General features: G+C 40.9%; 15 protein-coding genes and 1 pseudogene. 10 read left to right on the top strand and 6 right to left on the bottom strand.

Translation table 11 applies throughout. The annotated features are described in order from the left end of the window. The first annotated feature begins 181 nt into the window (after positions 1 to 181). Together Xentx_RS15900 and Xentx_RS15895 are read left to right on the top strand one after the other, a co-directional pair. Positions 182 to 1,562, top strand: a pseudogene (locus Xentx_RS15900) (ABC transporter substrate-binding protein). Between the two features lie 130 nt (positions 1,563 to 1,692). Then, entirely contained in the window at positions 1,693 to 3,258 is a 1,566-nt protein-coding gene (locus Xentx_RS15895; RefSeq protein WP_074021416.1) for an ABC transporter substrate-binding protein, read from the top strand. Positions 3,259 to 3,342: 84 nt separating this feature from the next. On the opposite strand, the gene gltP is transcribed toward Xentx_RS15895, so the two are convergent. After that, entirely contained in the window at positions 3,343 to 4,656 is a 1,314-nt protein-coding gene (gene gltP, locus Xentx_RS15890) for a glutamate/aspartate:proton symporter GltP (RefSeq protein ID WP_074021410.1), read from the bottom strand. A 649-nt stretch (positions 4,657 to 5,305) separates the two neighbouring features. Here gltP and Xentx_RS15885 point away from each other — a divergent pair. After that, positions 5,306 to 6,928, top strand: a complete 1,623-nt coding sequence (locus Xentx_RS15885; protein ID WP_139292512.1) for an ABC transporter substrate-binding protein — start codon at positions 5,306 to 5,308, stop codon at positions 6,926 to 6,928. A gap of 113 nt (positions 6,929 to 7,041) precedes the next feature. On the opposite strand, the gene Xentx_RS15880 is transcribed toward Xentx_RS15885, so the two are convergent. Together Xentx_RS15880 and sbcD are read right to left on the bottom strand one after the other, a co-directional pair. Continuing rightward, entirely contained in the window at positions 7,042 to 10,722 is a 3,681-nt protein-coding gene (locus tag Xentx_RS15880) for an AAA family ATPase (protein ID WP_074021408.1), read from the bottom strand. Between the two features lie 17 nt (positions 10,723 to 10,739). After that, a complete protein-coding gene (sbcD, locus tag Xentx_RS15875) occupies positions 10,740 to 11,957 on the bottom strand; it encodes an exonuclease subunit SbcD (RefSeq protein WP_074021412.1) in 1,218 nt (405 codons plus the stop codon). Positions 11,958 to 12,249: 292 nt separating this feature from the next. On the opposite strand from sbcD, the gene phoB reads away from it, so the two are divergent. The 3 genes from phoB (at position 12,250) to brnQ (ending at position 15,966) form a co-directional block, all read left to right on the top strand. Further along, entirely contained in the window at positions 12,250 to 12,939 is a 690-nt protein-coding gene (gene phoB, locus Xentx_RS15870) for a phosphate regulon transcriptional regulator PhoB (protein WP_074021407.1), read from the top strand. Positions 12,940 to 12,958: 19 nt separating this feature from the next. Then, positions 12,959 to 14,269, top strand: a complete 1,311-nt coding sequence (phoR, locus tag Xentx_RS15865; RefSeq protein ID WP_074021406.1) for a phosphate regulon sensor histidine kinase PhoR — start codon at positions 12,959 to 12,961, stop codon at positions 14,267 to 14,269. Between the two features lie 356 nt (positions 14,270 to 14,625). Further along, complete coding sequence (brnQ, locus tag Xentx_RS15855; RefSeq protein WP_074021404.1) at positions 14,626 to 15,966, top strand: branched-chain amino acid transport system II carrier protein; 1,341 nt, start codon at positions 14,626 to 14,628, stop codon at positions 15,964 to 15,966. A 102-nt stretch (positions 15,967 to 16,068) separates the two neighbouring features. Here the strand turns inward: brnQ and ggt are convergent, their stop codons facing one another. From ggt to Xentx_RS15840, 3 genes are all read right to left on the bottom strand, one after another. Next, positions 16,069 to 17,829, bottom strand: coding sequence for a gamma-glutamyltransferase (gene ggt, locus Xentx_RS15850; protein ID WP_074021403.1), 1,761 nt, complete (start codon positions 17,827 to 17,829; stop codon positions 16,069 to 16,071). Between the two features lie 197 nt (positions 17,830 to 18,026). Continuing rightward, the gene (locus Xentx_RS15845; protein ID WP_074021401.1) at positions 18,027 to 18,629 is read right to left on the bottom strand and encodes a peroxiredoxin C; all 603 of its coding nucleotides are present in this window, start codon (positions 18,627 to 18,629) and stop codon (positions 18,027 to 18,029) included. 199 nt (positions 18,630 to 18,828) lie between these two features. After that, positions 18,829 to 19,416, bottom strand: coding sequence for an acyl carrier protein phosphodiesterase (locus Xentx_RS15840; protein WP_074021399.1), 588 nt, complete (start codon positions 19,414 to 19,416; stop codon positions 18,829 to 18,831). 118 nt (positions 19,417 to 19,534) lie between these two features. Here Xentx_RS15840 and queA point away from each other — a divergent pair, with 118 nt between their 5' ends. The 4 genes from queA (at position 19,535) to tgt (ending at position 23,018) form a co-directional block, all read left to right on the top strand. Continuing rightward, positions 19,535 to 20,608: a tRNA preQ1(34) S-adenosylmethionine ribosyltransferase-isomerase QueA gene (queA, locus tag Xentx_RS15835; RefSeq protein ID WP_074021397.1), complete on the top strand. Its 1,074-nt coding sequence runs from the start codon at positions 19,535 to 19,537 to the stop codon at positions 20,606 to 20,608. Positions 20,609 to 20,993: 385 nt separating this feature from the next. Continuing rightward, positions 20,994 to 21,296 (top strand): hypothetical protein, encoded by a 303-nt coding sequence (locus tag Xentx_RS15830; RefSeq protein ID WP_074021396.1) that lies wholly within the window; start codon positions 20,994 to 20,996, stop codon positions 21,294 to 21,296. Then, a complete protein-coding gene (locus tag Xentx_RS15825) occupies positions 21,293 to 21,646 on the top strand; it encodes a hypothetical protein (protein WP_074021394.1) in 354 nt (117 codons plus the stop codon). The genes Xentx_RS15830 and Xentx_RS15825 overlap by 4 nt, the downstream gene beginning before the upstream one ends. A gap of 247 nt (positions 21,647 to 21,893) precedes the next feature. Further along, complete coding sequence (gene tgt / locus Xentx_RS15820; RefSeq protein ID WP_074021393.1) at positions 21,894 to 23,018, top strand: tRNA guanosine(34) transglycosylase Tgt; 1,125 nt, start codon at positions 21,894 to 21,896, stop codon at positions 23,016 to 23,018. The last annotated feature ends 123 nt before the right edge of the window (positions 23,019 to 23,141 follow it).

Below are 23,141 nucleotides of genomic sequence, written 5' to 3'. Positions count from 1 at the left end.
GTTTTATCACCTGGACTCAGGAAACCATGGAATATGAGATCAATACATTATTAGCTGGTTATGGTGACCAATTTGCAATTAATTTCTCTTGAGGACTTATAAAAGTTAAATGAAGTTATAATTTAAATAAAAATGGTATCGTAATGTAATAATAAAAGAGTAATTAATGGAGATTCAAAATATGAAAAAAATCATGGCGGGTTTAGTGAAAAATAAGCTCACCCCAATTCTTACCTGCGCGATGGGAATACTATTAACAAATATCACACCCTCTTATTCTGCCGTGGTCCCTCCAGGAACACCATTGGCTGAAAAACAAGAAATTGTGCGTAACAATGGATCTTTCCCTGCCTCTTTAGACGTACATAAAGTAGAAAGTAATGTTGAATTGAATATTATCCATGATTTTTTTGATGGTTTAGTTTATACCGATAGAAAAGGTCATATCGAGCCCAGATTGGCTGAACGTTGGGAAACGAGTGACAACCAAACCTGGCTATTTCATTTAAGAAAAGGCGCTAAGTGGTCTGATGGCTCGCCGATTACCGCTCATGATGTAGTATTTAGCTGGCGACGTCTGCTTGATCCAGAAATGGGTTCGCCTTATAGCAGCTATCTTGGAACAGCACACGTGGTTAATGCAAACGACATATTACTAGGCAAGAAAAAAGCGGAAGAACTTGGTGTGAAGGCGCTGGATGATTTCACATTGGAAGTGAAACTCGATAAATCCGTGGCTTATTTCTTGCAAATGCTAACCCATCCAATTTTGGTTCCAGTGAGTGAAAAAGCGGTTAAAAGATATGGTGACAAATGGACACATCCCGATGTTTTTGTTGGCAGTGGTGCATTTAAGCTATCTGAATGGAAAGTGAATGAAAATGTGATTGGAGTCAGGAATCCCCATTATTGGGATGATAAAAACACGGTAATTAATAAAGTAACTTATCTTGCTATCACATCAGAAAAATCGGATTTAAACCGCTATCTTGCTGGTGAAATTGATATGACTATGACCATTCCTCTGGATTCCTTTGCATCATTAAAGAAAACATTGGGTGATCAAGTTCATATTAATTCTATGCTCAGTACTTACTATTACGTGTTTAATACGCAAAAACCGCCGTTTAATGATGTTAGAGTCAGAAAAGCCTTAAGTTTAGCCATAGATAGAGATGTGAGGTGTTCAAGCCAGCCTACAAAACCAAGAATGGAAAGTGATGTTGGATAATATGCACCAGAACAAGTTTGATGTTGTCAGATACGCATGGACAGCGGATTACAACAACCCAATGTCTTTTTTGGATACTTTCCTGACAGGAAGTAGCCATAATATACCACAATATGCCAATAATGTTTTTGATCAGGCAGTTATTAAAGCCGGTGAAACCAATGATATCGCTTATTACCAAAAAGCAATGGACATTTTTAATAATGATATTCCAGTGATCCCTATTTACTATTATGTCAGTAATCGCCTGGTGAAGCCTGATGTTGGTGGATTTTACGTTACCCCAATGGATTATATTTCGATAAAAGATCTCTATGTTATTAAACATTGAATGTAAATCAATGCGTTGTAGAGAAGTGTCGGATTGAAATATAAAAAATAAATACAGTTATGAAGGATTGAATGTGAAGAAAATAACGATAAATAAAAAGATAAAAGTTCTCTCTTTGGCTATCGCTGCCATGTTTGGGAATATAGCAATATCTTATTCCGCTGTTGTTCCTGAAGGAGTAAAACTGGCCGCTAAACAGGAAATTGTGCGTAATAATGGTTCAGAACCCGCTTCATTGGATACACATAAAGTTTCAAGTGATGTCGAATTTAATATTATTAATGATTTTTTTGATGGTCTGATTCAGGTTAATAGTCAGGGTAATATTGAGCCAAGGTTAGCAGCCAGTTGGGAAACTAATGATAATAAAACCTGGATTTTTCATTTAAGAAAAGATATCAAGTGGTCAGATGGTTCACCCATTACGGCTCATGATGTGGTATTCAGTTGGCGGCGTTTGATTGATCCCGATACCATTTCCCCTTATGGGAGTTATCTTGAAAATGCTGCTGTAGTGAATGCAAATCAGGTATTGACGGGTAAGAAAAAAACGGAAGAGCTTGGGGTAAAAGCGTTGGATGACAAGACGCTAGAGGTGAGACTGGATAAACCTGTCGGAGATTTTCTACAGATGCTGACTCATCCTGTTATGTTTCCGATAAGTGAAAAGGCAGTAAAACAACATGGTGATAAATGGACCAGGCCAGAGGTCTTTGTGGGAAGTGGTCCGTATAAACTCTCTGAGTGGGTTGTCAATGAAAAAATAATCGGGGTCAGAAATCCTCTATATTGGGATAATAAAAATACGGTGATCAATAAAGTAACCTATCTTCCGCTCTCTTCAGAAAAAGCAGATTTAAACCGTTATCTGGCGGGAGAAATCGATATTACTCATACTATTGCCGCAGAATCTTTTCCATCACTGAAGAAAACATTGCCTGATCAGGTACGTATTTCTCCTAAAGCCACAGTCTATTTCTATGAGTTTAATAATAAAAAACCACCATTTAATGATGTCAGAGTCAGGCAGGCACTGAGTTTAGCCATAGATCGCGATATCATTGTGGATAAGATATTGGGACAGGGACAATTACCCGCTTATACAATGCTCACGCCAAATATAGGCGGTTTTAATTTTAAACAACCTGATTATGCTTCCTGGACTCAGGATCAGCGTATTGCTAAAGCGAAAGAGTTATTGAATGAAGCTGGGTTTAATCAAAATAACCCTCTTACCTTTAATCTGCTTTATAACACTCAGGAAGGACATAAAAAAATTGCTATTGCGGTGAGTTCAATGTGGAAGAAAAATCTTGATATAAAGGCTGTTTTGCAGAATCAAGAATGGAAAGTCATGTTGGATAATATGCATCAGGGGAAATTTGATGTTATCCGGAGGGCATGGGTTGCAGATTATAATAGTCCGATGACATTTTTATCCATATTTTCATCTAATCAAGTCAAAAATACATCTATGTATGAAAATGTTGAGTTTGATAAATTAGTGGAAAAAGCAAGCAGTAATAATGCTAAAGATTATTATCAACAGGCATCAGATATCTTAACCAAAGAATTACCTGCTATTCCAATTTATTTTTATGTGAACCATAATATGGTTAAACCTTATGTTGGCGGATTTAATATTAATACAAGAGGTGAATATTTCACAAAAGATCTTTATATCATCGAGCATTAATAACCGTAGTGGAGCGTGATATCGGTTAAAAAGGAAAAGCAATTCTTGCTTTTCCTTTCAGGATAATACGACTAAAAATAAATGTTATTCAGAAATTAGTGATTCTTCATATTGTTTAGCTTTTTGCTGATCAAATTGTCTCTCCCATTTAGCCACAACAAGTGCAGCGAGTGCATTACCGACTACATTTAATGCGGTACGAGCCATATCAAGAATTCGGTCAATACCCGCAATGAAGGCTAAACCCTCTAATGGAATCCCCACACTTCCCAACGTTGCTAACAGAACAACGAAAGAGACTCCTGGAACACCGGCAATTCCTTTTGAGGTAATAATCAATGTGAGGACAAGCGTAATTTCTTGCCAAAGCGATAAATCTATTCCATAGAGTTGGGCAATAAAAATAGCGGCGATACTCTGATACAGCGTTGAGCCATCGAGATTAAATGAATAACCAATCGGAATAACAAAGCTAGTCACTGATTTTGACGCACCATATTGTTCCATTTTATCCATGATGCGGGGTAATACGGTTTCTGAGCTGGCAGTAGAATAGGCTAACAGTAATTCATCTTTGAGGATTTTAAAGAGTATAAAAATGTTGATATTGCAGTAGCGTGCAATTAAACCAAGAATGACGATAGCGAAAAATAGAATTGCACAGTGAACCAAAATAACTAATTTTATCAATGGCAATAATGAGCTAAACCCGAAGTTAGCCACTGTTACTGAGATCAACGAGAATACTCCGATTGGAGCATACATCATAATAATATGAGTAACCCTGAACATGGTTTCAGAGAATGTTTGTAATACCGTTAATAAAGGTTGTTTTTTTTCATTCGGTAGTGATGATAAGCCTAAACCAAATAACGCGGCAAAGAAAATAACGGGCAACATGTCGCCACTGGACATCGCAGCAAAAATATTATCAGGTACTAATGATAGAATAGTATTAACAATACCATGTGAATGACTTTCAACCTGCTGTGTTGTACGTTCATATTGAGAGATATCTACTTGGTGGAGAGTAGACATATCTATACCTACACCAGGTTTAAACGTATTTGCCAAAAAAATGCCTACAATTATTGCAATTGTTGTGACTATCTCAAAATACACAATTGTTTTGAAGCCTAGTTTTCCTAATTGCTTAGTATTACCAACACCAGCAATGCCAACAACTAATGTTGAGATGACAATCGGAACAACAATCATCTTAATAAGCTGGATAAATATTTTACCAGCAGGAGAAAGTACATTAACAATTAACCACTGTTTGTATTCATTGTCATGTAAAACTGCTCCTACAATAATTCCTAATATAAGAGCAGCTAAAATTTGCCAGCCTAGCCCAAATTTAAATTTCTTTTTATTAACTGTTTCGGTCTTATTCATTAGACAACCTTATGTTTTTTTATTTCTTTACTCCTCTTTTTTATACAATAACCTTGACCTAAAGCACAATAAAAATTGAGGTAATCTTTTAAATAATAGACAAACTATACCCATAATCATTAAAGATGCTGATTTCTTATTCAAATAAGATCATGCTAACGGCCATGAGAATTCATCTGATACCCCCATATACCATCCCTTAAATTGATGCATGCTGGGCGAGTGGCTATCTGAAAGACTACTTCAATCGGGAAAAGGAACTCGTAGCTTACCTTATGATTGTTTTAAAACATTAAACTAATCTATTAATTATTTTCTTTGCTACTGTGCAGTAGTTTGAAAACTATTGTGCATAAATATATAGATATAAATACATCGTTATAAATACAGTATTTCTTTATATTTCTAGGATGGGTTTTTAATTAATTGCGAGTATGTTTAAATGAATTTTCTATATTAAATTGATTTAAAATGGAAAATTAAAATGTGATGTTAAATACCTATTTGAAAAATACTCAATAAAAAATTTATTGTTGTTGCACTAAATAATTTATTGAGTAATAAATAGCATGTCATGCTGTAACATGGATAGAAAACAAAATGGAGGATAAAAATAAATAATTACAGCACAGCTATGGGGAGACATGACATGTTAAATCAAATCAGCAAAAAAATAATTAAAACATTAGGTTACTTTATCAGTATTATATTGAGTAGTATCACATCGTCTTATTCCGCAGTTATTCCACTTGGCACACAATTAGCGGAAAAACAAGAAATTGTTCGCAATAATGGTGCAGAGCCTGCTTCACTGGATGTCGATAAAGTCGAAGGTAATATAGCACTAAATATTATCAATGATTTCTTTGATACGTTAGTGGGCACGGATAAACAAGGCCAGATCATACCCAAATTGGCTGCAAGCTGGGAAACGAAGGATAATCAAACGTGGATTTTCCATTTGAGGAAAGGAATCAAATGGTCTGATGGTACACCCATTACCGCTTATGATGTTGTTTTTAGTTGGCGACGGCTGACAAATCCTAAAACACTTTCTCCATATGGTAGCTATTTTGTTGATGCTTCTGTGGTGAATGCTAAAGAAGTTTTGGCTGGAAAGAAAAAAGTGGAGGATCTCGGTGTAAAAGCCTTGGATGATTCGACCTTGGAGGTAAGGCTAGAAAAACCGGTTGGATATTTTTTGCAGATGCTGGCGTTCACTATTACGTCTCCGATTAGCAAAAAAATTGTTGAAAAATATGGAGATAAATGGACTCAACCTGAGTTTTTTGTTTCTAGTGGTGCATTTAAATTAGCAGAATGGAAAGTGAATGAGAAAATTGTTGGAGTGAGAAATCCTTATTATTGGGATAATAAAAATACTGTTATTAATAAAGTGACTTATCTTCCATTGTCATCAGATATATCAGATTTAAATCGTTATCTGGCTGGAGAAATAGATATTACATTTACAATTCCATTAGAATCGTTTGCCTTATTAAAGAAAAATATAAGTTCACAAGTTCATATTTCGCCTATACTTAGTACATATTACTATCAGTTTAACAATAAAGAACCATTGTTTAAAGATATTAGGATCCGACAAGCGCTAAGTCTTGCTTTGGATAGAAATATTATTGCCAATAAAGTCGTTGCCCAAGGGCAAATACCTGCTTACACAATCTTGCCTCCTGGAATTGGTGGTTTTAAATTTAAACAACCTGATTATGTATCATGGACACAAGAGCAACGTAATGAGAAAGCCAAACAGTTATTAAATGAAGCGGGTTTTAATAAAGATCATCCTCTTAAATTTAATTTGGTTTATAATTCATCAGGCTTACATAAAAAAGTTGCTATTGCTGCAACCTCAATGTGGAAAAAGAATCTCGGCGTTATTGCTAATATACAAACTGAAGAGTGGAAAGTTATGTTGGAGAATGAACATCAAGGTAAATTTGACGTCGTTAGAGGTGGATGGATTGGCGATTATAATAACCCGATGTCTTTTTTTAATATATTTACAACAAATCAAACAAATAATACCTCATTTTATTCTAATAAAGACTTCGATAATTGGATTCGTAAAGCAGGAGAAACTAACAAAAAAGAAGATTTTCAACATTCGCTCGATATTATGACAAAAGATACTCCTATTATACCCGTTTATTACTATGTCACTGCGATATTGGTTAAGCCTTATATTGGTGGCTATTACTCCGACCTTCTAGGGATGATATCAACGAAGGATCTTTATATTATTAAGCACTAAATTAAAGAGCCTGCTTAAGCAGGCTCTCCATAGGCTAGCCTCCTTTCCGCTTCGAATATTATATACACACCATACACATTGCTCAGGCGGTTGTTATTATTTGATTTCCATGTTTAAACCCGAAATTCTGCAGCTAATTGACTGAAACCTAATCCATTCTTTTTTTCTACTTTTATTTGAACAGGAATTCGCTCTTTTAATGCGTCTACATGACTAATGACTCCGATAGTTTTTCCTGATGCATTAAGGTGATCCAGTGCATCCAAAGCGATATCCAAAGTTTCAGGATCAAGCGTGCCAAACCCTTCATCAAGGAACAGGGATTCTATTTGTGTCTTGTTACTCACTAGATCAGACAAAGCGAGTGCAAGAGCAAGGCTGACAAGGAAACTTTCTCCTCCAGAAAGCGTTTTGGTATCCCTCATGGCATCCGCTTGCCAGGTGTCAACGACTTGTAATTCCAGTCCGCCGTCATCTTTGCGTTGCAAGTAGTAGCGCCCATGTAATTTTTCCAATCGGATATTTGCCAGATGTACGAGATGATCCAATGTCAGGCCTTGAGCAAAACGGCGGAATTTAGCGCCATCGGCAGAACCAATGAGATTATTAAGATAACTCCAATCATCATATGCTTGCTGTGAGAGTGCTATCTGTGCCAGTAACTCGTGTTGGTGTTGGCGGCGAGTTGCATCACTGCTCAATAGGGTTCTGACTTCACCTTGTTGTTGGTTGTTGTGTTTCAACTTAGCCGTAACGTAGGTCAATATGGTGGATAATTGTTGAGGTTCATACTGATTAAGCAACTGTGGCTGCGTTTCTGTATGTCGCTGCAAGGCCACTTCTGATTCATGATGCCGTGTTTTAGCTTGCAATTGTTGCTGTTCAAGTTTTTCTTGTAACTGTTGTAATTTTTCCCGTTGTTTCGGTTCCAATAAGGCATGTTCAAAGGATGGTTGATCGGAAAAGCCTTGCTGTTCTAAGCCTGTTTGGAAATGGCTGATAGCAAGTTTGTAGTTTGCTTCGGCAGTGATGAGGCTTTTTTCTATTTCACTGGCAGCACCGATTAATTGACTCATTTTGTTTTGCTGTGTTTGCAGATGGTAAGTGGCTTGTTTGTAGGCGAGCTCCAATTCATTGGTTTTTTGCTGCAAAGCCTGACGAACGGCAATGATGGATTGTTCGCCAAATAAACGCTGACGTTCCTGACGCGTTTGTTCTAATAAATGCATTTGCTGCTGCTGTTGTTCCCTCAAAGTATGAAGGTGAGTAGAGAGCTTATTTTTTTGTTTGTCTAGTTCACTCAGTTTGCTTTGCAAGGCTGCTTGTTCTTTTTGTAGTTGCTGCAATTTCTCCCGTGAATCGTGGTAGTTTTTTAATTCTTGTTCACGCTGTTGCAGCCAGTTTTCGGTTTCATGATAGGCAGGGAGTGTGAAAGGGGTTGGCTGTAATTCCTTGTTTAACTGTTGTGCTGTTGTTGCATAGTCGGCTTCTATTTGTTGAGCTTCCGCTGTTTTTTCTGCCAATTGTTTTTGAGCTGAATCCTGTTTGAATTTTTCCAGTTCAATACTCTTTTCACAGGCTTGGTATTGTTCTCGGTTGGCAGCAAGTGCTTTTTCGGCTGCTTGATAGTTTTTCTCTGCCTGTAATAACGCTTCCTGTTGAGCTTGGTGTCGGTGATAAGCAGATTGTCGTTGACTGATAAAGTGATTAACCTTCTCTGCTTCCATCGGTAATTCTGTAGCCTGTAACTGCTGGCAATGGTGTTCCCATTGTTTAACCAATTCCGCCAATTTAGTATGGTGTTGTGCGATATTTTTCTGCAATTGTTCGCCCTGCTGCTGCTGAAGCTGTTGTTTTTGCTGTAGGGCTGTACGATTTTCTTGCAGTTGATCAATTTGTTGGTGCAGGGTTTTCAGGCGCTCTTCTGAATGTGGTAGGGCAATGTTCTGGTATTCGTTGATTAAAGGATGATGAGTTGAACCGCAAAGTGGACAAGATTCACCTTCTTTTAATTGTGCCCGTTCTTTTTCCAGGCTGACTATCCGTTGTTCCAAACGAATTCGATTGGTGAGATCGTCATAATGTTGCTGCTTATCTGCCAACTGTTGATTGAAGGTTGCGATCTGTTCAGGTAAGGCTTTTACCAGTGCTTGAGATTGGATCAATTGGTTTTGATCCGTTGAGATCATGGTTTGTAATTGTTGGATATGGGGAAGCAAGATCTCCAATTGGTTCTGTGATACCAATTGTTTCTGATAATTCTCTAAATTTTTCCGCAACTGTTCCAATGGATGCTTTTTCTGCAACGTTGTGAGTTGGTTTGCAGCAGCGGTAAAGCTGTTACGCAGTATTTGGCTCTGTTCTTGCTGTTTAGATAATTCTGCATCCAATTTATGTAAATAACCGGTTGTACGGGCAAGCTCTGAGCCAATTTGTTGGGTACTTTGGGTAAGCTGGTCTACTTTTTCTTGTCGTTCTTTCTGGCGAGTGAATAGCTGTTTCCATTCTGGCAGCTTGCTGTCCAAATTGCGGTAATAAGGGTGTTGCTCATAGTAGGATTCCAACGTCTTTTGTTCGTTATTTAAGGCAACCGTTCGATCTTGTGTGGTTTGGTGTTGGGATAAGATGTCTGTGAGATCGCGGTTTTGTCCTGCGATTTCTTGTTCAAGCTTCAGTAGATCTTTAGATTGAATATCAATTTTATGATCGAGTGGCATAATTTGCTCTGAGATGAGCTTTTCTTGCTGATTTTGATGCTGTTGATGCTCTTCCCGTTTTTTCTCCAACTGCGCCAGTTGCTGTTCAGCAGGTTGCAGCATTGCCAGTTGTTGTTGGCGTTCATGCTCTATTTTTGTGCGTTGTTCCACGATCCGCTGTTTTTCATGAGTGGCTCGGTTTTGTGCATCCCATAATGGACGGATTTTCTCTGCTGGTTCGCTAGCAGCAAGTTGATGCAATTGAGGTTGTGCTTCTTGAATTACTTGCTCAGTTTGTTGCAAAAGCGAAGCACTGCTGACCAGTGATTGCTGTAGCTCATCCTGTCGTAACAACCACTGCTCGGCTGTTTGCAATGCTTTTATTTGTTGGCTGAATTGGGTTTCTTCTGCAATAAGCTGTTGTTGTTGATTTTTGTATGCCTGTTGTTGCTCTGGCGTGAGTAATTCAATGGAAGAGACTTTAGCCTGCTGAATGTTCAGTTCAGATTGTGCCTCTTTATGACGTTGGTAAATTTCCTGGGACAGAATGCCGTAAATTTCTGTACCGGTTAGTTCTTCCAGTAGATCTGCCCGATCTTTATCCTGTGCATTTAAAAATGCGGCAAAATTTCCCTGTGACAAAAGCATAGATTTGGTAAAACGGCTGAAATCCAGTCCAGTTATTTCGGCAATTTTTTCTTTTTTCTCTGGAATTTTATCAGCCAGGATTTTTCCCTCTTTTTTGAGGGCCAATTCTACTTTTGGGGACTGGAGTTTACCATTTGCTTGGTTGCGAGCACGGCGCTGACTCCAAAATGCCCGATAAGTAATGCCTTTGACTTCAAATTCTACTTCAGCAAGACACTCTGCGGTATGACGGGTCATTAATTCATTTTGCGAAGCAGAAATGGTGTTTAGCCTTGGTGTTTCATGATAAAGGGCGAGGCAAATGGCATCCAATAAGGAGGTTTTTCCTGCACCAGTTGGGCCGATAATGGCAAATAATCCATTGTTGGCAAATGGTTCTGCCGTAAAGTCAATTTTCCACTCACCTTGCAGGGAGTTGATATTTTTCAGCCGTAAGCTAAGAATTTTCATGGCATGTTCTCTTCATGTTATTGCTGAGAAATATCATCCAGCGTTTGTCTAAACAAAGTAGTCAAGCGTTGTTTTTGTGCGGGGTCATCGATTTCCGCCAGCGCTAAACGACGCTCGAAGACTTCATCTACGCTTAGCTCGGTAAGTGTTTCTTTATTTTGTTCAGACAATGACAGTTGGCGAGCGCTTTTGCTGCGGCGTAGCAGAATAATTTCAACAGGCAGGCCTTCACTGAGGGTTTGGATGCGTTTTTGGATATCGGGCAGGTAATCTTGGGTTGCGACTTCAATATCCAGCCAAACCGGACGCTTTCCTTGATATTCCTTGAAAGATTGTAATTGCTCTTCGATTTGTTTCAAATTACCACGAATAAGCTGCATAGGCTGATAATGTGGGATCGGTAAAAGTGTGATGCTATCGAGCTTGCCTGCTTTAAAATCCACTAAGCAGACACTTTTCTCCTGCCCCACTTCATCAAAACTGAGCGGAATAGGGGAGCCGCTATAGCGGATATGCTCTGATTTACCGATGATTTGCGGGCGGTGGATATGCCCCAGTGCAATATAGTCAGCAGGAGGGAAGGATTGTGCGGGGAAGGCCTCTAATGTGCCAATGTAAATATCGCGAACGGAATCCGTAGTGGAAGCTCCCACTGTAGTGAGGTGACCAGTGGCAATAATCGGTAATGGCTGGCCGAGCTGTTCTCGTAACGCACAGGCTTGCTGGTAGAGTCTGTGGTAATATTCGGTGATAGCATCCTGTAGCGCCTGTTGTTTTTGTGTGCCAGATTGCCCAGCCTGGCTGGTGATGATATCCCGTGGACGCAGATAGGGAATAGCGCAGAGAATCGCTCCTGCATTACTATTTCTGTTATGCAGGATCTTTATCTGCTGTGCTATATCTTCGGTTTCAGCATTAGCAATCACAGTAGTATTCAGGTAAGAGAGAAGGGATTTAGATTCATTGAGTGTGGCAACGGAATCATGGTTTCCACCGAGAATGACAAGTTGGCAGCCTGTAGGCTGTAGTGCCACAATGAATTTGTTATAAAGTTCGCGTGCGTAGCTGGGCGGGGAACCGGTATCAAAAATATCACCGGCAATAATGAGTGCGTCAACTTGATGTTGCACGATTTTTTCAATCAACCACTGCAAAAAATACTTATGTTCAGCGGCGCGGCTTTTAGTAAAGAAATATTGGCCAAGATGCCAGTCAGATGTATGAATGATTCGCATGATTTTCCCGCCGTTGCCCTGGTTGTTTTTCCAGCCCACTACTTCTCGTCTGTTACAGGTGCTAATTATAATGGCAGAGTGAGGGATGTCCTGTGTAATTTGGTATCCTTTACTGAATTTTCGAGCTGGTTTGCATCTTTAATGAAATATGACAAAGATACAGGATTTTCTTTGGGAACCAGTTTGTATCTTGTTAATTGAGAAATACGGGGTTTCATAAAAGTGTCATAAAATTGACTCATAATATTTGCAGTGAAAATCACTAACCTTAATGATATTAACGGGATTGATCATGGTTAAACGCATTTTGGTCGTTGAAGATGAAGTGCCGATTCGTGAAATGGTTTGTTTTGTACTGGAGCAAAACGGTTACGAAGCCATTGAAGCCGAAGATTACGATACAGCAATAAGACGTTTGTCTGAACCTTATCCTGATTTGGTATTATTGGACTGGATGCTGCCAGGAGGTTCAGGGATACAACTTATCCGGCAAATGAAGCGGGATAATAACGTTAAGGCGATCCCCGTCATTATGGTTACGGCTCGGGTGGAGGAAGAAGATCGAGTACGTGGTTTAGATGTCGGTGCTGATGACTATATAACGAAGCCGTTTTCACCTAAGGAATTGATTGCCAGGGTTAAGGCTGTTTTGCGACGTATTTTACCTATAGAGTCGGAAGATATTATTGATATGGATGGATTGATTCTGGACCCGTCATCCCACCGCGTATCCAGTCAGGGACAAGATTTGGAAATGGGGCCAACTGAATTCAAGCTTCTCCACTTTTTTATGACTCATTCTGAGCGTGTTTATAGTCGTGAACAGTTACTGAACTATGTGTGGGGAACAAATGTTTATGTGGAAGATCGTACGGTTGATGTACATATCCGACGCTTGCGTAAGGCGTTGGAGATAGGGGATCACGCTAAGATGGTACAAACAGTGCGTGGTACAGGTTATCGCTTTTCTACCCGCTATTGACTGTTTGGGGTAAAGTCACGTGCTTGAGCGTTTATCTTGGAAAAAGTTGGTATGGGGGCTTGTGCTTTTTTGCTTGCCCGCTGTCATTTTGTCTCTCTTTATCGGTCACTTGGCATGGCTGCTGGTTATCGCACTGTTTTTGGCTCTGGTATGGCATGGCTATAATTTGCTGAAATTATCTGATTGGTTATGGTTGGATCGCAATATGTTACCGCCTGTCGGTCGTGGCGGCTGGGAACCTATCTTTTATGGTATTTACCAGATGCAGCAACGCAATCGCAAACGGCGTCGTGAACTCGCATTACTCATCAAACGCTTTCGTAATGGAGCTGAATCTTTGCCGGATGCCATAGTGATAATGACTACGGAAGGTAATATTTTTTGGTGTAATCGTCTGGCACAACATTTACTAGGGTTCCGCTGGCCTGAGGATAATGGTCAGCATATTTTCAACCTGCTTCGCTATCCTGATTTCAGCCGTTATATCACAGCGAATGATTTTTCCCACCCTCTGTCCATCGAATTGAATAATGGCAATATGATGGAGTTCCGCATTATGCCTTATTCTGAGAAACAATTATTGATGATCGCGCGCGACATCACCCAAAAACGATTGTTGGAAAATACCAGACGGGATTTTTTTGCCAATGTGAGTCATGAACTCAAAACTCCTCTCACTGTACTGCAAGGTTATCTGGAAATGATGGAGGATCAGACGTTCAGCAATAAGGTGAACCAGAAGGTTATCGGTACGATGCAGGAACAAATACGAAGAATGGATGGCCTGGTGCAGCAACTGATGCATCTTTCCAAAATTGAAGGAGGGCCACAAGTGGACATGAATGAAGTCGTGGATGTTCCCAGCATGTTGAAAATATTGCAACGGGAAGCGTTGACCTTGGGAAATGAGCAGTATGATATTGTGTTTGATATCGATGAAACACTGAATGTGTTTGGTAATGAAGAACAACTGCGCAGTGCAATGTCCAACCTTGTTTATAATGCCATCAGACATACCCCTTCAGGCACAAGGATTGAGGTGAGTTGGCGACATGTTTCCCAAGGTGCACTGTTCAAAGTGAAAGATAATGGTGGTGGGATTAGTGTGGAGCATTTACCACGTCTGACAGAACGTTTTTATCGCGTCGATCAGGCCCGTTCACGTCAAACTGGGGGAAATGGATTAGGTTTGGCGATAGTGAAACATGCATTGCATCACTGCAATACTCATCTTGATATTGCCAGTACTTTAGGAAATGGCTCAGTTTTTAGCTTTTTATTGGCGCCTCGGCTTATTGCCTCTGCCAAAAACAGTTTTATGACAAAATGATTTATTAACCGCCATGAACAAAAAATGCGCATGAGCAAAAAAACACACAAATCATATAGTGTGTATTCAATGATAGATAACAATAATAACTGATTTTAAAAACCAGTTCAGGATATTGTTCTGGTTTTTGGTTTTACGCTTGCCTTTTAGCGCTATAAAAGTTTTACTTGGGGACAGTTATTGGCGATTCTAGCTGTTATTACTACTATCATTCTGTATCTTGCGATTATCAGTGAATATTGTGTTACTCACTGACTGTTAAATCAGAATTCGGTCTCGCCAGTGAAAATTCAAGTGCTAGCGATAGTTACTGTCGCAGATGCATTTCTTTTGGCAAAAATACATTAACAATCATTATGGCATACCGTTTATCATCTAAGGATATTTGGGCATTAGGCTTTATGACCTTTGCCTTGTTTGTTGGTGCGGGAAATATTATTTTTCCGCCTATGGTTGGCTTGCAGGCAGGAGAGAACGTTTGGATCTCAGCAGCCGGTTTTTTGCTAACCGCTGTTGGCTTGCCTGTCATTACCGTCATTGCTTTGGCAAAAGTGGGTGGGGGCATTGAAGCACTCAGTACACCGATTGGAAAAACTGCGGGTCTGATTCTGGCAACGGTCTGCTATTTAGCTGTCGGCCCCCTGTTTGCAACACCCAGAACCGCAACGGTTTCTTTTGAAGTGGGTATTGCACCACTTACCGGAACAGGTGATCTTCCTCTATTTATTTATAGTGTGATCTATTTTGCACTTGTGGTGCTGATTTCATTGTATCCGGGCAAACTACTGGATAACGTTGGTCATATATTGGCTCCAATCAAAATCGTGGCGTTGGCCATTTTGGGAATTGCGGCTGTGTTGTGGCCGGCAGGTGGCCCTGTTCCTGCTATTGAAACTTATCGGGAAATTCCGTTTTCAAATGGCTTTGTCAATGGCTATTTGACAATGGATACACTGGCCGCAATGGTATTCGGTATTGTTATTGTCAATGCAGCCCGTTCCAGAGGGGTCGAAGCTTCTTCTTTGTTGACGCGCTATGCCATGTGGGCTGGTTTGATTGCTGGTCTTGGCTTGACGTTGGTGTACCTCTCTTTATTCAAACTTGGGGAAGGTAGTGGCACGTTAGTGCCTACAGCAGAGAATGGTGCTGTGATTTTGCACGCCTATGTCCAAAATATTTTTGGTAACTACGGCAGTTTCTTCCTCGCGCTACTAATTTTCGTTGCCTGTATGGTGACTGCTGTCGGTTTGACTTGTGCTTGCTCTGAATTTTTCAGCCGTTATTTACCATTGTCTTATCGTGCTCTGGTACTGATTTTAGGTACATTCTCCATGCTGGTTTCTAACATGGGCTTAAGCCACTTGATTAAGTTCTCAATTCCAGTATTGACAGCAATTTATCCACCCTGTATCGCGTTGATATTACTGAGCTTTACCATTCGTTGGTGGAATAATTTCACCCGCATTTTGGCTCCTGCCATGTCTATCAGCTTGCTGTTTGGAATTTTGGATGCAATAAAAGCTTCTGAGTATTTATCCCATTTACTACCTGGATGGGCGAATCATTTGCCATTAGCGGATCAAGGTTTGGCTTGGTTATTACCCACTGTGCTGACGATTGTTGTGTGCGCTATTTATGATCGCATCGTAGGAGGTGTAAAACTCCCAAAGTATGAAGTGCAGCCTGAAGAAAAGTAGGAATAAAGTTTGTTCATGATGCACATGATGTAAATGGCGTTATTAGATGATAAAGGGTGAGCCGCTGAAAACAGCTCACCCTTTTTTGTTGATTTATTCTGATTAATAACCAATAGCGGCACCGGCAGGTCGCCGTGCATCGTTGGCGCCGTAAATGTAGCCTTCACGGACAATACCTGATACGGCTGAATCATTGCCTGATGATTGTGGAGTCACACCAGCGGCACCCGGCAATCCAATCATGATTAATTCTGCTGCTCCCCAAGGTGTCTGTTTCACCATTTTGTAGCCCATTTTTTCCAGTAAGTTTAGAGTGTCTTTCGATAAACCACGTTGTTCATAATAGACTTCGTCAGGTAGCCATTGATGATGGATCCGTGAGCCATTGACTGCTTCTTGTGGTGGCATGTTGAATTCGATGATATTCAGGGCAGCTTGTAGCGTGATGGAGATAATGCGTGAACCTCCAGGAGAACCTAAGACCAAGAAGATTTTATTATCTTTGGTCACGAGTGTTGGGCTCATTGATGATAGTGGGCGCTTACCAGGAGCTATTGAGTTGGTTGCACCTTGCACTAGCCCGTACAGGTTTTTCTCACCAACTTTAGTTGTGAAGTCGTCCATTTCATCGTTAAGGAAAAAGCCTGTTCCTGGCGCAATTACAACAGCACCAAAGCGTCCATTGATAGTGTAAGTTGTTGATACTGCGTTTCCTTCTTTATCTACCACGGAATAGTGGGTGGTTTCTGGTTTTTCATGGGAGCCAATGCCTGGTTGGATATTCACCGATGGAGTGGCTTTATTAGGTTGAATCTCTTTTCTGATCGATTCAGAGTAGCTTTTACTCAACAGTCGATCAAGCGGGTTATTGATAAATGCGGGATCACCCAGATAGGTATTTCTATCCATATAGGCGTGGCGCATGGCTTCTGTCAATGTGTGAATATAGGCAGCAGAGTTGTATCCCATGGACTTAAGATCGTAGCCTTCAATGATGTTTAATATCTCGCATAACGTAACTCCGCCAGAGCTGGGAGGTGGAGAAGAGATAAACTTGTAGCCTCGGTAACTACAGGTGATGGGAGTTGTTTCTGTGATGCGGTAATTGGCAAAATCCGCTGCGGTAATAATTCCGCCTGATTTTTTTGATGCTTGTTCAACTAATTGGGGAATTTTGCCGTGATAAAAAGCATCAGGCCCATGTTTGGCAATCATTTCCAGCGTGTTGGCTAAATCGGTTTGGATAAGCCTGTCCCCTGGTTCGAATGGCGAGCCATCCTTGCGCAGGAAAATACGGGCAGCTTCTGGATCTTGAGCGAAACGCTTCACTGTGGTGTCCAGAATATCGGTATCGCCACGGGTCAGTAGATAGCCTTCGCGCGCCAGTTTGATGGCCGGAGCCATGACTTGTTCGCGAGTTAATGTGCCGTACTTTTTCAATGCCTCTTCAAATCCCATGACTGTGCCTGGTACAGCAATCGCGTTATAACCATACAGGCTGGCACCTTTGATAACTTTTCCATCTTTATCCAGATACATATCAGCGTCAGCAGCGGCAGGGGCTGTTTCACGGAAATTAATGAAAGTATCTTTTCCATTAGCAAGATGGATAGTCATAAAGCCACCACCGCCAATATTGCCGCAGCAGGGATTAACAACTGCCTGGGCATATCCAACAGCAACAGCGGCATCAATGGCATTCCCACCCATTTTGAGAATATCTATGCCAGCTTGTGAAGCAAGACGTTGTGAACTGACAACCATGCCCTGTTTAGCTTCAACAGCTGGCTCAGTGGCAGAATAAAGTGGGGTAGAAATAAGTAGGGATACAGCGATAAGTGGTATTTTCCATGCTTTGAACATGTGTTGTTCTCCTGAGGATTGGCAAATTGTTACTAATCAACTGTTAATTGATTTGAGTGTTTTTGTTGCGAATGAGTAATTTACCTTATCTAAAGCTCAGGATTTTTGAAAGTAAAAAACCAGCCGATTGAGCGGCTGGTTTGGAATGTTTCATAACATTATGTTATATGTTATGGACTGGTTGAATCCTAACGGGATTACAGCTTGTCAGCGTTTTTGGTCAGGTATTTTGCTACGCCTTCAGGTGAAGCGCCCATACCTTCCTGGCCTTTCTCCCATTGTGCAGGACAAACTTCGCCGTGTTCTTCATGGAATTGCAGAGCGTCAACCATACGCAGCATTTCATCGATGTTACGGCCCAGTGGCAGATCGTTAACCACTTGATGACGAACAACACCATTTTTGTCAATCAAGAAAGAACCACGCAGAGCAACGCCAGCTTCTGGGTGCTCAATGCCGTAAGCTTTCATGATGTCACGTTTAATGTCAGCAACCATTGGATATTTGACTTCGCCGATACCGCCTTCGCTGATTGGGGTTTTACGCCATGCGTTGTGAACGAATTCAGAATCGAAGGATACACCAACAATTTCAACACCACGTTTCTGGAATTCTTCATAGCGATGATCGAAAGCAATCAGCTCAGAAGGGCAGACGAAAGTGAAATCCATTGGCCAGAAGAAAATAACAGCAGGACGGCCATTCAGGTGTTTTTTCAGATTGAAGTTATTAACAATTTCACCGTTACCGAGAACTGCGGCAGCCGTAAAGTCAGGGGCTTGGCGGGTTACTAAAACCATAATTGACTCCTGTGATTTTAAAAAGATGTTATATAAAAACGGGTTACAGCATAAGGAATTAGGTTATAGCAATAAAGGATAAAATACCAATCTTTATAATAGATTTTACCTATCAATAAGCTGTTTTTAATTCCTTTTAGACTACATAAGATAAAACTATTTATGAAAAATTCAAGTGATGAAAAGTTCAAGACAATTGCTACTCAAGCAGGTGCTTGTTTGATGCTAGTGCCATCATTTCTGGGTAGAACTGGCAAAATAGTGCTTCAAAATCAAGGTAATGATTTTCTATATCCTGATACGATCCTGTCAGTGCGGATAATTTTGGACGCCTGCGAGCCATGCTTTGCAAGACATTGGCGATGCATGACATATCGGCATAACGGATGAACAAGTTTTGTGACCAGAGGTAGTTGTTCAATTCCTGGAATTTTTCAGGAGTTGAAGCGAGATGAGGCTCTATATTGTTGCGGGCAAGACTAATAAATTCGGGCAGGGAGTAATTTTTTTCAAACTTGTCCCAATGCCGAGAAAGAAAATGATCCCAGATGATATCAAGGGTAATGGGGGCAACGCGCCGATATTCGGGGCGAAATAATTTGCGTGCTTCCATGACAAGTGGGTGCTTGTCCGTCAGGCTGTCTACCCGACGGTGCATACGGATACCCGCTACAATGTCAGAACTGAATGTGCCTTCTGGGGAGCCTCGGACGAAATCCGCCATCAAATTCCCCAATAAGGAACTTTCCGCTAATGCAGCTAAATGAAGGTGTGCGAGAAAATTCATAGTGAGAGTATACAGTAAAGAATACACCGTAAATAGTTAAACCCGATGCTTCTTTGTTGCACCCTTGCGCTTGCAGCACTAGACTAGTCCGCCTGTTTTTTTGAATGATACAGATAAAATGCGTGTCGCTGATTTTACATTTGAACTGCCAGAAGAGCTGATTGCTCACTATCCCCAGCCACAGAGAAGTGCTTGCCGTTTGCTTTCCCTTGATGGTGAAACAGGCAAACTGACGCACGGTGTTTTTACTGATGTGCTGGATAAGCTGGAAGCTGGTGATCTGCTGGTTTTTAATAATACCCGCGTTATCCCTGCGCGCCTGTTTGGCCGTAAGGCGACGGGGGGAAAGTTGGAAGTTTTAGTCGAAAGGATGTTGGATGATAAGCGAGTGCTTGCTCACGTTCGTGCTTCCAAGGCTCCGAAAGAAGGCACGGAACTGATCCTTGGCGAGACTCAGGACATTAAGGCAACGATGCTGGCGCGTCATGATACTTTATTCGAAATCCGTTTTGATGATGAGCGTGATGTATTGACTATTTTGGAACAGATTGGTCATATGCCTTTGCCGCCTTATATCGCTCGTCCTGATGAAGCTGCGGATCGTGAGCTATATCAGACAGTCTATAATGAACGCCCAGGCGCAGTGGCAGCACCGACTGCCGGATTGCACTTTGATGAACCTCTGTTAGCTGCCTTGCGTGAAAAAGGCATTGAAATGGCCTTTGTCACCCTGCACGTTGGTGCTGGTACTTTTCAGCCTGTACGAGTAGAAACCATCGAAGATCATGTGATGCATGCTGAATATGCGGAAGTGCCACAGGATGTCGTGGATGCAGTACTGGCATGTAAGGCGCGTGGCAACAGGGTTATTGCTGTAGGAACAACATCAGTTCGTTCACTGGAAAGTGCCGCGAGAGCTTGTCAGGGTGGGATGCTCGCACCATTTTTCGATGATACCCAAATCTTTATCTATCCTGGATTTGAATATCAGGTTGTAGATGCACTGATCACCAATTTCCATCTGCCTGAATCCACACTTATCATGCTGGTTTCTGCGTTTGCCGGTTATAAGAATACCATGAATGCTTACAAGGAAGCGGTAGCAGAAAAATATCGCTTTTTTAGTTATGGTGATGCCATGTTTATTAATCGCAATAAAATAGCAGCAAAAGAACGAGTATTAGAAGAGTGAATGCCAGAAGAAAGGTGTCGATATAAATTAAGTGCTTTGCAATAAAAGATTTTAAAATCAAAATACTCTTCATTTCAGCCAGTTACTAGCCTTAAATGCTGTTGCTGGCTGCCATAATTATTGGGCTGTGCCAAGAATGTGACAGCGCCGCTATATTTGGCTAAACCTAAACAGGACATCTACTGCTTCACAGTTTTATACTTACCTATGGGATTCCTCAGATAATTTGTATATACAAAAAATTGTAATTTTTATTTATTTTATTTATTTATTAATTAATTACAATATGTTAACTAGTTATTCATGAGTCTGTTTGAGTTGTTTTGATCTGTTTTGTGGTGTATTGTGTATATACAAATTAACCATAGGTTAAAGACGCTGTCATATGAAGTTCTTAATATCATCAAATATCAGATTGAAGTTAGCAGGTAAGAATCCACCTGTTAATGAAGAGGATATACTCCAGTGTTTTTCTAATCGGGTTGGGCGTTTTCTTGAGGATACAAGAGAAGACAACAAAACCGACCCGCCAACTAAGTGGTTTATATCTGAAACTGATTACGGTGTTAAATTAAAGGTAGTCTTTATTTATTACCCTGATAAGGGGGTAGCTATAAGAACAGCCTATGTACCTAACGAAGATGAATTGAGAATTTACAGAAAATACGGCCTAGGAACAGAGAAATGAGCAGACAAACTGATAAGCGAACAGACCTGATAGCTTCTACTGATGAGGCATGGGAAAGCGGTGAGCTTGGTTGCAGTGAGGCTCACGTTAAAGTATCTGATGATATCACGGAAGAACTGATTAATGAGGCACTAGACTTACAGCCAATTTCAATCAGGTTAAATAAGTCTCTGATAGAAGACCTGAAAATGATAGCTGATCTTAATGGATTAGGTTATCAGCCGTTAATCCGGCAGGTTTTAAATCGTTTTGTTAATAGTGAGAAAAAACGGATACTGACAGAAGCTCACAGCAAGGCGATGAAAAATGAAAAAAGAAAATCAGCAAATAAGCGCCATAAGGTCGCTTAACAGACATAAATAGTTAACCCGACCCGCTCGCGCGGGTTTCTCATTTCTAACGCCGCTTAACTGCGGTTTTTTTATGCGAAAGTTCGGAGTGGAATGTGATGCAGGTTCGTGCCCAAGAGCAAGGTTAAATTATAGAAATTGACATACTGTATATCACAAGGCTGGCGTGTACAGTGGCATCATTAGTGTTTAGAATGCATCATTTTATGTCAAGCATCAGACTGTTTTTCTGATGTCTGGAGGTTAAGTGAAATTTGAGTTACAAAAGACGGATGGGAATGCCCGTCGTGGTCGTCTTATTTTTGATCGTGGCGTTGTGGAAACCCCGGCATTTATGCCCGTGGGAACTTACGGCACGGTAAAAGGCATGACGCCGGAAGAGGTGAAAGAAACAGGAGCGCAAATACTGTTGGGGAATACTTTCCACCTTTGGTTGCGTCCGGGACAGGAAATCATGAAGCTGCATGGTGACCTGCATGATTTTATGCAGTGGCAAGGCCCTATTCTGACCGATTCTGGTGGTTTTCAGGTTTTCAGCCTCGGCGCCATGCGTAAAATCAAGGAAGAAGGGGTTCACTTCCGTAACCCAATTAATGGAACGCCTGTGTTTCTCAGCCCGGAAAAATCCATGGAAATCCAATATGACTTGGGTTCCGATATTGTCATGATTTTTGATGAATGTACGCCATATCCTGCTGATTGGGATTATGCGAAGCGTTCCATGGAAATGTCATTGCGCTGGGCTGCCCGCAGTCGTCAACGGTTTAATGAGCTGGGCAATAAAAATGCCTTGTTTGGCATTATTCAGGGCAGTGTTTACGAAGATTTGCGCGATATCTCCATAAAAGGGCTGGTGGAAATCGGCTTTGATGGCTACGCTGTAGGGGGACTGGCTGTCGGTGAACCTAAAGAAGATATGCACCGTATTCTGGAACATGTTTGCCCTCAGATCCCACAGGATAAGCCTCGCTATTTGATGGGCGTCGGTAAGCCGGAAGATCTGGTTGAAGGTGTTCGTCGAGGCATCGATATGTTTGACTGTGTGATGCCAACACGTAACGCCCGCAATGGTCATCTGTTTGTGACCGAAGGGGTTATCAAAATCCGCAACGCCAAACATAAAGAAGATATTTCTCCGTTGGATGAGCATTGTGACTGCTATACTTGCCGCAATTATAGTCGGGCATACCTCCATCACCTTGATCGTTGTAACGAAATTCTTGGTGCAAGGCTGAATACGATACATAATTTAAGGTATTATCAGCGTTTGATGGCTGGAATTCGTCAGGCCATTGAAGAAGGCAAACTGGAACAGTTTGTTGAAACGTTTTATCAGCAGATCGGTAAACCCGTTCCGCCGTTAAATATATAATTTATCGTGACTAATCAGTCTCAATATGTGTAGCATATTGGGCTGGTTTTTGATCGAGCCACTGTCGATTTTCAATAGCTATTTTTTCAACAGCAATGTTTTCAATAGCCATATTTTCGACAG

The organism is Xenorhabdus thuongxuanensis (assembly GCF_001908095.1).
Classification (GTDB): domain Bacteria; phylum Pseudomonadota; class Gammaproteobacteria; order Enterobacterales; family Enterobacteriaceae; genus Xenorhabdus; species Xenorhabdus thuongxuanensis.
This window is presented reverse-complemented; position numbering and strand designations above follow the sequence as displayed.

What these genes read in the sequence shown, in the direction of transcription:
- gltP (WP_074021410.1), bottom strand. Translation starts at nt 4,656, where the DNA reads ATGAATAAGACCGAAACAGTTAATAAAAAGAAATTTAAATTTGGGCTA.
- brnQ (WP_074021404.1), top strand. Translation starts at nt 14,626, where the DNA reads ATGGCATACCGTTTATCATCTAAGGATATTTGGGCATTAGGCTTTATG.
- Xentx_RS15895 (WP_074021416.1), top strand. Translation starts at nt 1,693, where the DNA reads ATGTTTGGGAATATAGCAATATCTTATTCCGCTGTTGTTCCTGAAGGA.
- phoB (WP_074021407.1), top strand. Translation starts at nt 12,250, where the DNA reads ATGGTTAAACGCATTTTGGTCGTTGAAGATGAAGTGCCGATTCGTGAA.
- Xentx_RS15845 (WP_074021401.1), bottom strand. Translation starts at nt 18,629, where the DNA reads ATGGTTTTAGTAACCCGCCAAGCCCCTGACTTTACGGCTGCCGCAGTT.
- sbcD (WP_074021412.1), bottom strand. Translation starts at nt 11,957, where the DNA reads ATGCGAATCATTCATACATCTGACTGGCATCTTGGCCAATATTTCTTT.
- ggt (WP_074021403.1), bottom strand. Translation starts at nt 17,829, where the DNA reads ATGTTCAAAGCATGGAAAATACCACTTATCGCTGTATCCCTACTTATT.
- Xentx_RS15825 (WP_074021394.1), top strand. Translation starts at nt 21,293, where the DNA reads ATGAGCAGACAAACTGATAAGCGAACAGACCTGATAGCTTCTACTGAT.
- Xentx_RS15880 (WP_074021408.1), bottom strand. Translation starts at nt 10,722, where the DNA reads ATGAAAATTCTTAGCTTACGGCTGAAAAATATCAACTCCCTGCAAGGT.
- Xentx_RS15885 (WP_139292512.1), top strand. Translation starts at nt 5,306, where the DNA reads ATGTTAAATCAAATCAGCAAAAAAATAATTAAAACATTAGGTTACTTT.
- Xentx_RS15830 (WP_074021396.1), top strand. Translation starts at nt 20,994, where the DNA reads ATGAAGTTCTTAATATCATCAAATATCAGATTGAAGTTAGCAGGTAAG.
- queA (WP_074021397.1), top strand. Translation starts at nt 19,535, where the DNA reads ATGCGTGTCGCTGATTTTACATTTGAACTGCCAGAAGAGCTGATTGCT.
- Xentx_RS15840 (WP_074021399.1), bottom strand. Translation starts at nt 19,416, where the DNA reads ATGAATTTTCTCGCACACCTTCATTTAGCTGCATTAGCGGAAAGTTCC.